Origin of the sequence: Listeria sp. ILCC796, assembly GCF_900186175.1 — a bacterium.
Taxonomy (GTDB): Bacteria; Bacillota; Bacilli; order Lactobacillales; family Listeriaceae; genus Listeria; species Listeria goaensis.
This window is the reverse complement of record NZ_FYBV01000003.1, coordinates 1-15354: the sequence shown is the minus strand read 5'-3', so window position 1 is coordinate 15354 and position 15354 is coordinate 1. Positions and strand designations below refer to the sequence as shown.

Below are 15354 nucleotides of genomic sequence, written 5' to 3'. Positions count from 1 at the left end.
AAGTCAGAAATGGTCAGTGTATACTAAGAACATAAAGTCAAATATAGTCAAAGTCAGTTGACCTGAAATTGATTCTTATTGTTAAAAGGAGGAAATCAATTTATGTTATGTCAAAACTGTAATCAAAATGATGCACGAATTCAACTTTATATGAATGTAAATGGAAAGCGCGTGGAGATGCCACTATGCGAATCTTGTTACGCGTCACTTAAAAATAATCAAGCAAACTTCATGCAAAACGGAGCTTCTCCGCTTGATGATTTTTTCCGTCAAATTAGCGGGAATATGAATCAAAACGGGGCGACAGCCCAAAGAGGAAGCCAAGTTCAAACGGAAACTAGGCAGGGCGGATCAGGCTTGCTTGATGAATTTGGAACGAATCTTTCACAAATGGCGAAAGATGGCAAATTAGATCCGGTGATTGGTCGCGATGACGAAATCAAACGGACAATTGAAATTTTAAATCGCCGCAATAAAAATAATCCCGTTTTAATTGGGGAACCTGGGGTCGGTAAAACGGCTGTTGTTGAAGGACTGGCAAGAGCGATAGCGGCAGGTGCTGTCCCTAACAAACTTTTAGACAAAGAAGTGATTTTACTTGATGTGGCTTCGCTCGTTTCTGGTACGGGGATTCGCGGGCAGTTTGAAGAGCGCATGAAGCAGCTTATCGCGGAACTTTCTGCACGCACGAACACCATTTTATTTATTGACGAGGTGCACACGATTGTTGGCGCGGGCTCTGCGGAAGGCTCGATGGACGCTGGAAACATTTTAAAACCAGCCCTTGCTCGCGGTGAGCTTCAAATGATTGGCGCGACAACGCTAAACGAATATCGCAAAATCGAAAAAGATGCGGCGCTTGAACGTAGATTCCAACCTGTGATAGTAGATGAGCCGAGCACAAGCGCAACGCTCACGATTTTGGAAGGCTTGAAGGAAAACTACGAGAACTTCCATGAGGTCGTTTATTCGAAGGAAAGCTTAGAAGCGGCAGTAACGCTTAGCGCGCGCTATATTCAGGACCGGCATTTGCCGGATAAAGCCATCGACTTAATGGATGAAGTCGGTTCAAAATACAATTTAACAATTGAAAAATTGGACGAAAAAACGGCAACAGAGCGACTTAATCGACTTGAAGCCAAAAAAGATGCGGCACTGCAAAAAGAAGATTATGAAGAAGCAGCTCAAATTCGCGATGAAATTTCGCGGTTGTCGGAAAATAAAATGCGAGTGGGTATTTCGGAACGTCCTGTAATTCAGGCGTCGGATATTCAGGCGCTCATCGAAGAAAAAACAGGTATTCCAGTTGGCCGTCTCGAACAAGACGAGCAATCGAAGTTGAAAGACTTGGAAGCTCATTTAAACAAAAAAGTAATCGGTCAAAAAGATGCGGTGAAAAAAATTACGAAAGCAATCCGGCGTGGTCGGGTTGGGTTGAAGCAAAAAAATCGCCCAATTGGCTCCTTCCTCTTTGTCGGCCCAACTGGGGTCGGTAAAACAGAACTTGGTCGCACACTCGCGAATGAACTTTTCGGTTCAGAAGATGCGATGATTCGCCTTGATATGTCTGAGTTCATGGAAAAACACAGCGTTTCAAAACTTATCGGCTCGCCTCCAGGCTATGTTGGTCACGAGGAAGCTGGTCAGCTTACTGAGAAAATTCGCCGCAATCCGTATAGCATTTTACTTCTTGATGAAATGGAAAAAGCGCACCCTGATGTTCAGCATATGTTCCTCCAAATTTTGGAAGATGGCCGTTTGACGGACTCTCAAGGAAGAACAGTTAGCTTTAAAGACACAGTCATCATCATGACGAGTAATGCGGGAAGCGGCACAAAAGAAGCCGCAGTTGGTTTTAACCATACCAATGATAAACTCGAAAAAGGTAGCGACCTCCTAGATCGTCTTGGCTATTACTTCAAACCTGAATTCCTAAACCGTCTCGATAGCGTTATCGAATTTAATAGCCTTGAAAAAGAGGACTTAATGCAAATTGTCAACCTTATGCTACAAGATTTAAATGACATGCTGCAAACACAAAACATGGAAATTAGCGTACCTGACGATGTGAAAGCAAAATTAATCGACCTCGGCTATGATGCAAAATTTGGCGCTCGTCCGCTAAGAAGAACCATTCAAGAACACTTGGAAGATGCTATTGCCGATGTGCTCATCGAACAACCTGATGTGACTGAACTTATTGCCCAACTTGATGAAAATGGAGCCATCACAATTGGCACAAAAGTAACGGCTTAATTTAAAAAGGAAATCCTTTTTTGGAGGATTTCCTTTTTTTATGACCAAAAATCAGTTTTATGGTTCATTTCAAATTCTAACAACCAAATTTTCTTCGCATAATCCGCACCATTATAGCCACCAAGTTGCCCGCCTTCTTGCACGACACGGTGGCACGGAATGATAATCGGCAGCGGATTTTTTCGGTTTGCTTGTCCAACTGCTCGCACTGAAGAGGCATTTTGAATATGACTCGCCACCTGTTTGTATGACCAAAAGTCACCATACGGAATTTCAGTGAGCACCTCGTAAACAGCCTGTTCAAACGCCGTGCCACTCAATTTAAAGTTAACTTGAAATCGTTGTAACTTTCCTGAAAAATAGTCCGTAAGCTCTGTTACGAGCTCATTCATAACGCGATTTTCTTCTGCCGTTCCACTTTCATTTTGGACTTTATCGTCGTAAGAAATCTTGATAACATGGCTATTTTCAACGGTTAAGTACAGTAATCCAATTGGCGACTCAAAAATTCTCTTTTCCATAAATTAGCCCTCCTTTGTAATAGCAAAACAATAATTTGTTAGTATTTTGTCAGTTTATTGTTACAGCGGTATGGGAAAATAACTATAGACTTTTTATGTAGAAAGGACCGTGTGGTGAAATTTATGGATACGATAAAACAAAGTAAACCACGGGATCACTATTTCGACAACGCAAAATTTATTTTAATTTTTCTTGTTGTTTTTGGTCACCTCTTACAAACTTTTGTTGCTGAATATGCGAGTGTACGTGTATTATACATCTTTATTTACACTTTTCATATGCCAGCATTTATTTTAATATCGGGGTATTTTGCAAAAGGCTTTAAAAAGCCTGGATATTTCATGAAAACGATGAAAAAGTTAATTTTACCCTATGTCTTCTTTCAACTTATTTATTCGATTTTCTATTATTACTTACTCGGTCAAGACAGTATTTCACTTACCTTACTTGACCCTGAATGGTCACTTTGGTTCCTACTTAGTTTATTTTTTTGGAATATATTCTTATATGGCTTCACAAAATTAAAACCGAGCGTAAGCATCTCACTCGCCATTTTAATTGGTCTTATCGCTGGTTATTCTGACATGATTGATGGCTATTTAAGCTTATCTCGCACATTTGTATTCTTTCCGTTCTTTTTAATCGGCTTCTTCATGCAAAAAGAACATTTTAAGAAATTACAAACGCGTTCAGCGCGCATTGCCGGCAGTTTTATTATGCTTGCCATTATTACGTTCATTATTTTTAACCCAGATTTAAATGAAAACTGGTTTTTAGGCTCCAAACCTTACGCCAGTTTCGTTGACGTCAAAACGTTTGGGCTCCTCATCAGATGCGTGATTTATGGCATTAGTTTCCTTTCCATTGCTGCATTCCTTACTTTTGTTCCGAAAAAGCGATTATTCTTTACAAAATGGGGTAAAAATACTTTATACGTGTACCTTCTGCACGGTTTCTTTATTAAAATGTTTCGGGAAGGAAGCTTGTCAGACTTTAATTACACGTCAAAAACATTTGTCCTCTTGTTGGCCATCTCATTCGGCTTAACTGTTATTCTATCGAGCAACATTGTCACCACGTTCGTTCAACCAATTATTGAACTTCGAATGAGTCGACTCAAAACCGCTTTTTTTAGATTAAAAGAAAAAATATTGCCTAGTGAGGGGTATTAACAATTGGAACGTCTAAGGAGGAATAGACATGGCAAATCGCAAACCTGAAGTTATTCTTGGTCTTATTGGATCAATTATCGGATTAGGGGTCGGCATTTGGATTATCAATTATGGGGAAGAAATTACAGCTTATATTCAAACATTTACGTATTTATCTGGCAGACTTGGGGATAGCGTCACACAACTTGGCTGGATTACTTTAATTGCTTCCGCTATCGCACTTATTGGAACATTATTTATCGGTAAAGCTCCTAGAAGTTGGGGCGTTATTATTTTCCTAATTGGGTTAGCTTTATTTTTCGTCATCGGAACATCTTGGGTAGTATCTGGTATTTTACTCATGTTAACGGGACTCATGGGTATGTTCAGACGCCCTGTGCCAAAATCTTGGAACGCCAAATAACAACTAATATTCAGGCGGATGATAAACGACGAATTGCCGTTTGTCATCCGCCTGTTTTAACATTTCTTAAAGGGGAACCAACATGACCTATTTATTTCCAGTTAAAATCGCACTTATACTCTTTCCATTTTTAAGCATTCTATTAACCATACCGTTTGCCATTTATTCTTATCGCAAATTCGGCAGCATCACTTTCATGCGTGTCTTTGTCTTATTTACGCTCATTTTCTATTTAATGGCGGCTTTTTTTATGACCATCTTGCCACTGCCCGACATGGCTGATGTAGCAAATTCAAACGCGCCTGCACCACAGCTCATTCCTTTTCACTTCATTGCTGATTTCATCAACCAAACGGTGCTCGTCATCACCGACCCGTCCACCTATTTGCCGGCGCTCACTCAGGATGTGTTTATTCAGCCATTATTTAACATTTTCCTACTTCTACCACTTGGTGTATATTTACGCTATTATTTTCGGCTTTCAATTGGTAAAACGACACTCATTTCGTTTCTGCTCTCCTTCTTTTTTGAGCTCACTCAATTGACCGGACTCTTTTTCCTTTACCCCCACGCTTACCGCTTGTTTGACGTGGACGATCTTATCTTAAATACAGTCGGCGGACTCATCGGCTATGCGCTCGCCCCGCTGTTTACGTTCTTTTTACCTTCGCGGGAAAAAATGGACCAAACGAGTAGTGCGCGTAGCACGCGCGTCAGTTTCGTTAGACGGTTTTTGGCTACCTTTATTGACTGGTTCCTTTTGAATGTCATGACAGGACTCTTAACCTGGCTACACCTGTTACCTTTTTCTGAAATCAGCTCATCTGGCTCCGACTACTACAAAAAAATCATTTGGCAAATCCTTCTTATTTTCCTTTATTTCATTGTCCTACCAAGTTTAACAAACGGCTTGACCATTGGAAAATGGATTGTGCATATTCGCATTGTACGCATTGGCGAAAGTCGCGTTAAATTGAAGCATCTTCTCGTTAGATACGGCCTGCTCTATTATTTAGTCGGTGGTCTTATTATCATTCCACTTAACGAGCAAATTCCGAAAATCACCACACCGCAACTCACGCTCGTTTTATTCGCCATTTCCGCCGCAACCGCCCTTCTATTTGCCATTCATATTAGCGCTAACTTTTTTGCGCGAGACAAGCGATTGTTTTACGAAAAAATGAGTCGCACAACTGAAGTGAGCACGTATCGACCAAAACCAACCTAAAAAAGCCGTTTTGCAGTGAGCAAAACGGCTTTTTAAAATTAACCTGTAATAATTTTCTCTTTCGGCAAGCGAATCGCATTTTTCGGTTCGCTTTTTTTCCGCAAGCTAAGCATGGAATACATAATCCCAACGCGGCCAATGAACATGAGAATAATAATAATGATTTTCCCAGCGACACTTAAATTCGGCGTTAAACCTAGCGAAAGTCCGCACGTTCCAAATGCCGAAAAAACTTCAAAAATAATTTCAATAAGCGTGGCTCTTTCCGTCTGCGCCAGCACAATGACGGCCGTTAAACATAAAATCGTCGCAAAAATAATGACAGCAAGCGATTTTCTAACATCTTCCTGATGCAATTCGCGTCCAAAAATATAAATGTGATTGCGCCCACGAATGACCGAATAAAGGAACAAAATCGTCACCGCAAACGTTGTCGTTCGAATACCGCCACCAACAGAACTCGGCGATGCCCCGATGAACATTAAGAACGAAACAAATAGCAATGTTGGAGCCGTAAATGCGCCGCTATCAATCGTTTGTAGTCCAGCACTTCGAGAGGTTGCCGACAAGAACATTGAATTAAAGAAGCCCTCACTCAGGCTAGCATTTTTAAATAAATGCCCCGCTTCCATGCCCCAAATAAGTAGCCCACCACCAATTAAAAGCACCAAATACGTGAGCGTCGTAACCTTCACAAACAGCGAGAAGCGAAACGGATAGAGCGTATTTTTTTCGAATAAAAAGCGTCGCGTTTCAAGCAGAACAGGGAAACCAATTCCTCCTGCGACAATAAGCAAAATGGCGATAAACTGCACGAAATAATCATTCACAAACGGAATTAAAGAAGACCCCGTTATATCGACACCTGCGTTTGTCACGAGCGACACCGAATTGTAAATCCCTTGGAACAGCGCCTCCCCAATTGTTGGAAAAAACGGGATGAAATAGAGCCCTAAAATGACGGCACCGATAATTTCAATCCCAAAGATGAGAAATAAAATTTCACGCAACATCCGAACCATACCACTCATCGTATATTGGTTCGTATCCGTCATAATGAGTTGCCGCTGCTTAAGCCCGATTTTCCGCCGCAAAATCAAGTAGAAAAAAGTGCTGAGCATCATCACGCCGAGCCCGCCGAGTTGGAAGATTCCCATGAGCACCCAAATCCCTGCCGTGCTGTAAGAAGCGCCGACATCGACTGTCGCGAGCCCCGTCACACTAACCGAGCTGGCCGCAAGAAAAAGCGTGTCGAGAAAAGACACATGCACACCCGGTTTTTGAGTAAAAGGGAGACTGAGAAGAATCGTTGAAATCGTCACCGCGAAAAAATAGTACGTGATAATAATTTGAACGGGCGTCATGCGCGATAAGATAATTCTTATTTTATTTTTGATTGTTCGGTTTTCAAGATAGAGTTTTCTTTTGTTGTTTTTCTTTTTTTCTAGCAATGATATAACCACCTATACCAATTATTAGCATAACCGACCAAAATGTCAGCTTCCATGCAGTTGAATCTGGGAAATCCTCTGGTAAAATGCCAACTGAAGGGTGCGCGAGTGTATACACACCTAGTTTAACACCCACCCAACCTACGATTAGAAAAGCAGCCGTTTCAAGCGTTGGATAGCGTTCTAGTAATTTGACAACTTGTGTTGCCGCAAAACGAATGACGATTAAGCCAGCGAGTCCGCCGAGGAACATCACGATGAATTGCCCGCCGTTCATACCACCAATAGTGAAATCGCCTAAATCAGGCAATGTCATCGCAAGCGCGGCCGCAGCAAGCATCGAATCGAGCGCAAAAGCGATGTCGGTTAATTCAACGCGCATCACGATACCCCAAAATGACACAGGCTTATCCTTGTCTTCCTCTTTTGTTTTCTTTTTGCCATCTTTACCGCGTTTTAAGTCTATCATATGTTTAATTGCTAAGTATAATAAATAAATTGCGCCAATAGCTTGTATTTCCCATATTTTAACCAAGAAAGAAATTAAGAAAAGCGCAATAAAACGGAAAACAAAGGCACCGACTAAGCCGTAAAACAGGGCTTTCCGCTGTTTTTCGTGCGGTAATTTTTGAACGATAACCGCCATAACAACAGCATTATCTGCGGAAAGTATTCCTTCCAGTGCGACGAGTACGAAGAAGACCCATACGTACTCTGCTAATATTGAAACATCCATTCCTTCACCCCATTTTTTTCTATGTACAGATAAGAAGGCTGCACATGAAACGTACATACCTTCTCATTTTATACCCTTATTCAAAAATTGTTAAGCGTTTTATTGTTCTGATTGCGTTTTTTTCTTTTGTTTAATTGAAATGAGCCAACCCCAGATAATAATTAAAATCATCACGCCCCAGAAAATTAGTTTCCAAGTAGTCGATTCAGGGAACTCATGTGGTATAATGCCTAGGCTTGGATGCGCTAATGTATAAACGACTAATTTTACGCCTACCCAGCCCACTATTAGGAAGGCTGCCGTTTCAAGAGATGGATAATTTTTGAGTAGCTTCACAAATTGTGTTGCGGCAAAACGAATGATGATAAGGCCGACTAAACCGCCGAGGAACATCACGGCAAACTGCCCTGTGTCAATACCCCCAATTTGTCCCCAACCCGTTTTAGGAAGTGTGATTGCAAGCGCTACAGCAGCAAGCATGGAGTCAATCGCAAACGCAATATCTGCAACCTCGACTTTAAGCACCGTCATCCAGAAACCTGAACCTGACTTTTTCGCTTCTTTTTCATTATGATCGCTTCCTCTTAGATGCTTCACAATGTGGCTAATTGCAATGTACAAGAGATATGCGGCTCCAAGCGCCTGCACCTGCCAAACATTTGCGAGGAAGGAAATTAAGAAGAGCGCAGCAAAACGAAAGACGAATGCGCCCATTAGACCGTAAAAAAGCGCCCTTTTCTGTTGTTTTTCTGGTAAATGTTTGACCATAACTGCCATCACGACAGCATTGTCTGCGGCTAAAATCCCTTCAAGTCCGATTAGGACGAGTAGTACCCAGCCGTATTCTAAAAGCATTGCAGTGTCCACTAAAATTCCTCCTTTGATTTTGTTCTTTTGACAAGTCCGAGTAAATAAAAAACGAGACCTCACCCGTTACGGGCAAAGGTCTCGCTGACATGTGACATGTTAATAAAACCGATGGACGCTTGTCCATGTAATGACGATTTTATCCCGGTCCGAAAACCAGTGCTACTCCCCTTTGACTATTGTCAAAAAGATATATAATTGAACTCTACTAATTGACTATACCATGTTTGTAAAAATAAAGTCAATCTATTTTTTTAAAGTAATGATGTGAGTTCGATATCGGGATTTTTATCCTTAAACCAATTGATCGCAAATTCATTTTCGAAAAGGAACAGCGGCGCATCAAAACGGTCTTTCACGAGCATACTACGCGCAGTTGAAAGTTTCTCATCCACATCTTCCTCGCGAATCCAACGGGCGATTTTCTTCCCAATTGGCTCCATAATAATTTCCGAGTTATATTCATTACGCATCCGATGTTCGAACACTTCAAATTGAAGTTGACCAACGGCGCCAATAATATAATCTTCCATACGCCACGTTTTAAACAATTGAATGGCGCCTTCTTGAACAAGCTGTTCGACACCTTTATGGAAATGTTTTTGTTTCATAACATTTTTCGCGGAAACACGCATAAATAACTCCGGCGTAAATTGCGGTAACTTTGGAAACTCAATAGTTTTGCTGCCGCTTGAAATCGTATCGCCAATTTGATAATTTCCTGTATCATATAAACCGATAATATCGCCAGCTACAGCGCGCGACACATTTTCCCGGTCATCGGCCATAAATTGCGTGGAGTTTGCAAGTTTCATTTGCTTGCCAGTTCGCGTTAAGGTAACACCAATGCCACGCTCGAATTCGCCTGAACAGATTCGCACAAACGCAATGCGGTCGCGGTGAGCGGGATTCATATTCGCTTGAATTTTAAAGATAAAGCCTGTGAAACTCTTATCTTCGGCAGCAATTTCCCCTTCATTCGTCTCGTGAGCGCTTGGCGACGGAGCAAATTCAACAAACGTTTTTAAGAACGTTTCCACCCCAAAGTTCGTTAAAGCACTTCCGAAGAAAACTGGCGTCAGTTCACCTTTTGCAATTTTTTCGCGACTAAATTCATTTCCTGCCTCATCTAAAAGCATAATTTCTTCCAAAGCTTGGGTGTAGTAACTTGAGTTTTGAATCTCGTGCGCCTCTTTCAAATCGCCTTCATCGTTTAGTGGCAAGAAAGTTTCGTCTTCCCCCGCCCGGTAACGCTCAACAACGTGATGATAGCGATCATAAAGCCCCATGAGTTCTTTCCCCATACCAATCGGCCAGTTCATCGGGTAAGATTCAATGCCCAGCACTTCTTCTAATTCCGACAAAAGTTCAAGTGGCATTTTCCCTTCACGGTCCATCTTATTCATAAACGTAAAAATTGGAATACCGCGCATCCGACAAACTTTAAATAGTTTAATTGTTTGAGCTTCAATCCCTTTTGCGGAATCGACAACCATGACAGCCGCGTCAACCGCCATAAGCGTCCGGTACGTATCTTCACTAAAATCAGAGTGCCCGGGTGTATCCAAGATGTTAATACGGCAATCCTGATAATCAAACTGCATGACCGAACTCGTGACGGAAATCCCACGTTGCTTTTCAATTTCCATCCAGTCACTCGTCGCATACTTCCCTGTTTTTTTCCCTTTTACAGTACCCGCTGAACGAATCGCGCCACCGAAAAGAAGTAACTGCTCGGTAATCGTTGTTTTCCCCGCATCTGGATGGGAAATAATCGCAAATGTTTTACGCGTTTCGACTTCTTTTTGTAAACCCTGACTCATGATTCCATTTCCTCCTCGACTTCTTCACATTTTTATAGTATATCATAGGAGGCAAAAAAAAAATACGACTAAAATCAATTAGCCGTATTCCTCTTTAAATCCTTATTTCAAAAGGGCCGCTTTAATATTTTCTTCGATGTTTTCAGGTTTTGTTTTAGAAGAAAAGCGTTCGATAATATTGCCATCGCCATCGATGAGGAACTTTGCGAAATTCCATTCGATTTTCTTTCCGCCTGTTTCAGCAACGAGATACTTGTAAAGCGGATTGGCATCGCGACCTTTGACTTTAATTTTCTCAAACATTTGAAATGTCACGCCGTAATTTAACTGGCAAAATTCCATGATTTCCTCATTCGTACCCGGATCCTGCCGCAAAAATTGATTGCACGGAAAGCCTAAAATTTCCAAGCCGTCCTTTTGATACGTTTTGTATAGCGATTCCAGCCCCTCTAATTGCGGTGTCAAGCCACATTTGCTGGCTGTATTCACAATTAACAGTGTTTTTCCTTCATAAACAGATAGTGGAATTTTGTGACCGTCCATCGCGACTTCTGTAAAATCGTGTACGTTCATCGTTTTACACCCCCAAATTTACTTGACCATCTCACTTAAAAGATAGTGGTAAAGCAGCTTTTCCGTGTGATAGAGCGAATCGCGGTGCGTCCGCTCGTATGCGTGGCTAGAGTCAATCCCCGCCCCAATTAAGCCGTGCACGATGTCGTTCCCCGCGTGAATCGCCGCACTGGCATCCGACGCGTAATACGGATAAATATCCACTTTATATGAAATATCATGCTGTTTCGCAAGCTCCACCAAGTTTTTTCGAAAACCGTAGTGATACGGGCCGCTACCGTCTTTCGCACAAATCGACACCGTGTACTCATCAGTTGCCTGCCCGTCACCAATCGCCCCCATGTCGACCGCCAAATATTCTACAACCTCAGCCGGAATGTTCGAATTACCGCCATACCCGATTTCTTCATTATTTGAAATTAAAATATGGGTCATATACGGCAGTTTAACCCCCGTTTTTTGAATATGTTCAATGAGGCGCAGCAGCATGCCAACACTTGCTTTATCGTCCAAATGGCGCGACTTAATAAATTCATCGTTTACAATTTCGGTTCGCGAATCAAACGAAACAAAGTCACCCACTTCAATGCCTAGTTCGCGAACCTCTTCCTTAGACGTGACGCGCGCATCAATTCGTACTTCCATGTTGCGTTCATTTCGCTCCGCCGTGCCAGCATCTTTATAGACATGTACCGAAGTTTGATGCATCAAAATTGTTCCGCTAAATTTTTTCCCATCCGAGGTTTCAATCGTACAATATTCCCCTTCAATCGCATTGAAACGAAAACCGCCAATTAAAGAGAGCGACAAGCGGCCATCTGCCTTTATTTCTTTCACCATCGCACCAAGTGTATCTACATGTGCCGTCAACATTCGATGCTTTTCCGTATTTTCACCAGGCAGTGTCACAATTAAACCACCTTTATGATTTAAGCGGGTGCTCACATCTAATTCCGCTAAGTCTGCAGCAATTTTCGCAATAATTTCGCGTGTATTCCCAGTTGGACTTGCAATTTCAGTTAGTTCTTTAATTTTCAACATCGTTTCAGTCGTATTCGGTTCGTAAGTCAATTCCATTCCTCCTTTTATTCTCCTTCATTATAATCCTTTCCAAAGAAAAAGGCACAAATGATGAATTCTTTGACAAAAAGCCGTTTAATTATGCTATAATTCAGCTTGACACGAAAGGGAGGTAAATCTTGTGGAAGAAACAAAAGTGAAAGCCGTCACAGTCGCCGTTTTTGTGGCAACTTTTATGGCAGCCATTGAAGGAACGATTGTCAGCACAGCCATTCCAACAATCGTCAGCCAACTTGACGGCATCGAACTTATGAATTGGATTTTTTCAATTTATTTACTAACTTCCGCCGTTACTGTTCCCATTTACGGGAAATTATCGGACTTATATGGAAGAAAAATGATCTTTATTATCGCAACGCTCATTTTTTTAGTGGGCTCCACACTTTGCGGATTTGCCACAAATATGGAGCAACTTATTATTTTCCGTGCTATCCAAGGAATCGGCGCAGGCGGAATTTTACCGCTAACAATGACAATTATCGCCGACATTTATCCTTTTGAAAAGCGCGCCAGAATACTCGGATTCATGGGTTCCGCATGGGGAATCGCTGGCGTTTTCGGTCCACTTCTGGGTGGTTTTTTAGTGGATCAATTATCATGGCACTGGATTTTCTTTATCAATGTTCCTGTTGGAATTTTGACGATTTTCTTAGTCTGGCTTTATTTAAAAGAAAATGTTGCAAACGAAAACCTCCCCATCGATTTCCTTGGTATATCGCTATTTACGGTAGCACTGCTTGCACTTTTATTCGCCTTACAGCGCGCCGGAGAAACGCTAAACTGGGGCGAGCCACTCGTTTTAATTTTACTTGGGCTAGCAGTTGTGCTCTTTATCTGCTTTTACTACGCCGAGAAACGGGCGAAAGACCCTATCATGCCTTTTGTTCTGTTTAAAAATCCGGTCGTGCTTATCGGAAATTTAATTGGCTTCTTCATTAGCGCCTTTTTGATTGGTATAAACGTTTACATTCCCATGTGGGCGCAAGGTATGCTTGGCCACGGCGCGACAATTGCGGGGCTCATGATTGCCCCACTTTCGATTACTTGGATCATCGGTTCATTTGTAGGCGGAAAACTGCTAATGAAAATCGGCAATCGCCATACAGTTGGCCTTGGCATTTTCATCACGGTTTTGAGCGGACTAATCCTAGCGATTTTCCCAGCGAGCACGTTAGATATCTACTTTTATTTAAATAGCGCCTTAATGGGCTTAGGTTTTGGTATTATCTTCACTACGACCATGGTCACCGTCCAAGACGCAGTGCCTCGCTATCAGACGGGTATCGCCACAGCTTCTAACACTTTATTCCGAACAGTGGGTCAAACGATTGGTGTTGCGATTTTTGGTACAATTTTCAACTCGATTCTTGCCTCACAGTTTGCGGCAAATGCGACGGCAGGTGTGGACAGAAAACATTTAAATCTGTTGATTAGTCCAAAAACAGCTGGTCAAGTGGACGAGAGTCTAATCAATCCCCTTCGCTCGATTTTGTATGAAGGTCTTCATATCGTCTTTTGGACTATGTTTTTACTGGCTGTTATCAGCTTTTTCCTCCATTTTATTTTGCCAAAAAAACATATTTCTGGGGAAAATTAAAGTTATACATTCAGATTGAAAGAGCAGCTCAAGTTAAGCTGCTCTTTTTGTTGTTCAAATAGAAAAAAACAGCAAAGAACTCTTTGAAAAGTTCTTTGCTGTTTAATTTGCTTAGAAACATTCAGTAATTTATCGAACCGTTACTGGTGTTTCAACAAGAATATTGTTCGCTCCGCCATAACCTATCATCGAAACTTGCATACCTGGTGTTTTCAGTAAGGCTTTCGCATAATACGTAAACGAACCATCTGCATTTACTGGAATTTTAGATTTAACGACACCTTCAACTTTAAGCGCAATATATTTCACACCATTTGTTGATGTTCCTGTGACATTACTTGAAGTTCCAATCGTAAAGACATCTGTTGTTAACGTTGCTGGAGCAGTTGGTGGGATCGTCACTCTATTAGAAGCCACCACATCTCCACCTGCAGTATAACCTTTCATTACGATAGTATCCTGGTCACTTGTGACATAACGGCGAATATAGTAATCATATGTGCCTGAACCGTCTACTGGGATTCTAGATAGTTCTGTGTCATTCACGGTTGCGGAAATATATTTCACATTTCCAGAATACGTGCCGACTACTGAACTATCACCAAGGTTGTAAGTCTGTGCAGTAATCGCTGATGGACCAGTTTGACCGATGTTTACTGGAGTAGTTTTCGCAATTTCATTTCTTGAATTATAGGCATTCATTACAATTCGATCTGTATCACTTGTGACATAACGGCGAATATAATAATCATATGTGCCTGAACCGTCTACTGGGATTTTAGAAAGTTCTGTGTCATTCACTGTCGCAGAAATGTATTTCACATCTCCAGAGTACGTACCAACTACTGAACTCTCTCCAAGATTGTAAGTCTGTGCAGTAATCGCTGATGGACCACTTGGATTGATTCTTACTGTAGTAGTTTTCGCAATTTCATTTCTTGAATTGTAGGCGTTCATTACAATAGTATCTGTATCGCTTGTGATATAACGGCGAATATAGTATTCATATGTGCCTGAGCCGTCTACTGGGATTTTAGAAAGTTCTGTACCATTCACTGTCGCAGAAATGTATTTCACATCTCCAGAATATGTTCCAATTACTGAACTATCACCAATACTATAATTATTCGCTGTGATAGCACTTGTCGTTTCAGAATCACTCACTCGGACAGGTGCTTCCGCTACTTGGACACTTGCGCTATTATACGCAATAATGGATACTACATCTTCTTCAGATGTGATATTTGGTCGTGCATAGTATGAGTAAGTGCCACCTGAAACTGGGATTTTACTTAATACTGTGCCATTGACTTTCAGCGCAATGTATTTCACGCTTCCTGTATACGTTCCTGTAACATATTTATCTTGGTACAAGACAAAATTATTTGCTGTAATAGTACTATCGCCTGGTGGGTTAAGAATTACATTGACTTGTTTTTCATCCACTACAACGCCTGCGACATTGTACCCTTTCACAGAAACCATATCACCCATCGCAATCTTGCCTCTAGAGTAATAGCTCCACGTGTTCGCATCTTTTACAGGGGTTTTCACGTATTCTGTGCCATTCACAACAAGGGAAACATATTTCACACTTCCTGTGAACGTTCCTTGTACGTAAGAATCTGTTGAAACGGCGAAATAGT

Annotated in this window: 13 protein-coding genes and 1 riboswitch; of the genes, 5 read left to right on the top strand and 8 right to left on the bottom strand. The window is 41.5% G+C overall.

Annotated elements, in window-relative coordinates; translation table 11 throughout:
• Positions 1–102: 102 nt before the first annotated feature.
• On the top strand, positions 103–2256 hold the full coding sequence (locus CFS04_RS04690; protein WP_088809471.1) for an ATP-dependent Clp protease ATP-binding subunit: 2154 nt from the start codon (positions 103–105) through the stop codon (positions 2254–2256).
• A 38-nt stretch (positions 2257–2294) separates the two neighbouring features.
• Here CFS04_RS04690 and CFS04_RS04685 read toward each other — a convergent pair whose 3' ends face one another.
• Positions 2295–2777, bottom strand: coding sequence for a methylated-DNA--[protein]-cysteine S-methyltransferase (locus tag CFS04_RS04685; RefSeq protein ID WP_088809470.1), 483 nt, complete (start codon positions 2775–2777; stop codon positions 2295–2297).
• Positions 2778–2900: 123 nt separating this feature from the next.
• Between CFS04_RS04685 and CFS04_RS04680 the strand changes: the two genes are divergently transcribed.
• From CFS04_RS04680 to CFS04_RS04670, 3 genes are all read left to right on the top strand, one after another.
• The gene (locus CFS04_RS04680) at positions 2901–3950 is read left to right on the top strand and encodes an acyltransferase family protein (RefSeq protein WP_088809469.1); all 1050 of its coding nucleotides are present in this window, start codon (positions 2901–2903) and stop codon (positions 3948–3950) included.
• Between the two features lie 28 nt (positions 3951–3978).
• A complete protein-coding gene (locus CFS04_RS04675; protein ID WP_088809468.1) occupies positions 3979–4353 on the top strand; it encodes a DUF4064 domain-containing protein in 375 nt (124 codons plus the stop codon).
• A gap of 82 nt (positions 4354–4435) precedes the next feature.
• Entirely contained in the window at positions 4436–5581 is a 1146-nt protein-coding gene (locus CFS04_RS04670; protein ID WP_088809467.1) for a VanZ family protein, read from the top strand.
• Between the two features lie 38 nt (positions 5582–5619).
• Here CFS04_RS04670 and CFS04_RS04665 read toward each other — a convergent pair whose 3' ends face one another.
• The 6 genes from CFS04_RS04665 to CFS04_RS04640 all read right to left on the bottom strand — a co-directional run bounded on the left by CFS04_RS04665 (position 5620) and on the right by CFS04_RS04640 (position 12102).
• Positions 5620–6945 carry a TrkH family potassium uptake protein gene (locus tag CFS04_RS04665; RefSeq protein ID WP_088809646.1) on the bottom strand — a complete coding sequence of 442 codons (1326 nt, stop codon included), beginning with the start codon at positions 6943–6945 and terminating at the stop codon, positions 5620–5622.
• Positions 6946–6988: 43 nt separating this feature from the next.
• Positions 6989–7768: a TerC family protein gene (locus CFS04_RS04660; protein ID WP_088809466.1), complete on the bottom strand. Its 780-nt coding sequence runs from the start codon at positions 7766–7768 to the stop codon at positions 6989–6991.
• A 99-nt stretch (positions 7769–7867) separates the two neighbouring features.
• Complete coding sequence (locus CFS04_RS04655; protein ID WP_088809465.1) at positions 7868–8635, bottom strand: TerC family protein; 768 nt, start codon at positions 8633–8635, stop codon at positions 7868–7870.
• Between the two features lie 30 nt (positions 8636–8665).
• Positions 8666–8818, bottom strand: a riboswitch (yybP-ykoY riboswitch).
• 71 nt (positions 8819–8889) lie between these two features.
• Positions 8890–10458 (bottom strand): peptide chain release factor 3, encoded by a 1569-nt coding sequence (locus CFS04_RS04650; protein ID WP_088809464.1) that lies wholly within the window; start codon positions 10456–10458, stop codon positions 8890–8892.
• A 102-nt stretch (positions 10459–10560) separates the two neighbouring features.
• Positions 10561–11031, bottom strand: coding sequence for a glutathione peroxidase (locus tag CFS04_RS04645; RefSeq protein ID WP_088809463.1), 471 nt, complete (start codon positions 11029–11031; stop codon positions 10561–10563).
• Positions 11032–11049: 18 nt separating this feature from the next.
• Complete coding sequence (locus tag CFS04_RS04640; RefSeq protein WP_088809462.1) at positions 11050–12102, bottom strand: M42 family metallopeptidase; 1053 nt, start codon at positions 12100–12102, stop codon at positions 11050–11052.
• A gap of 130 nt (positions 12103–12232) precedes the next feature.
• Between CFS04_RS04640 and CFS04_RS04635 the strand changes: the two genes are divergently transcribed.
• On the top strand, positions 12233–13708 hold the full coding sequence (locus tag CFS04_RS04635; RefSeq protein ID WP_088809461.1) for an LM6179_1298 family efflux MFS transporter: 1476 nt from the start codon (positions 12233–12235) through the stop codon (positions 13706–13708).
• 129 nt (positions 13709–13837) lie between these two features.
• Here the strand turns inward: CFS04_RS04635 and CFS04_RS04630 are convergent.
• On the bottom strand, positions 13838–15354 hold a 1517-nt coding region (locus CFS04_RS04630), incomplete at its 5' end, for an immunoglobulin-like domain-containing protein (RefSeq protein ID WP_369821513.1).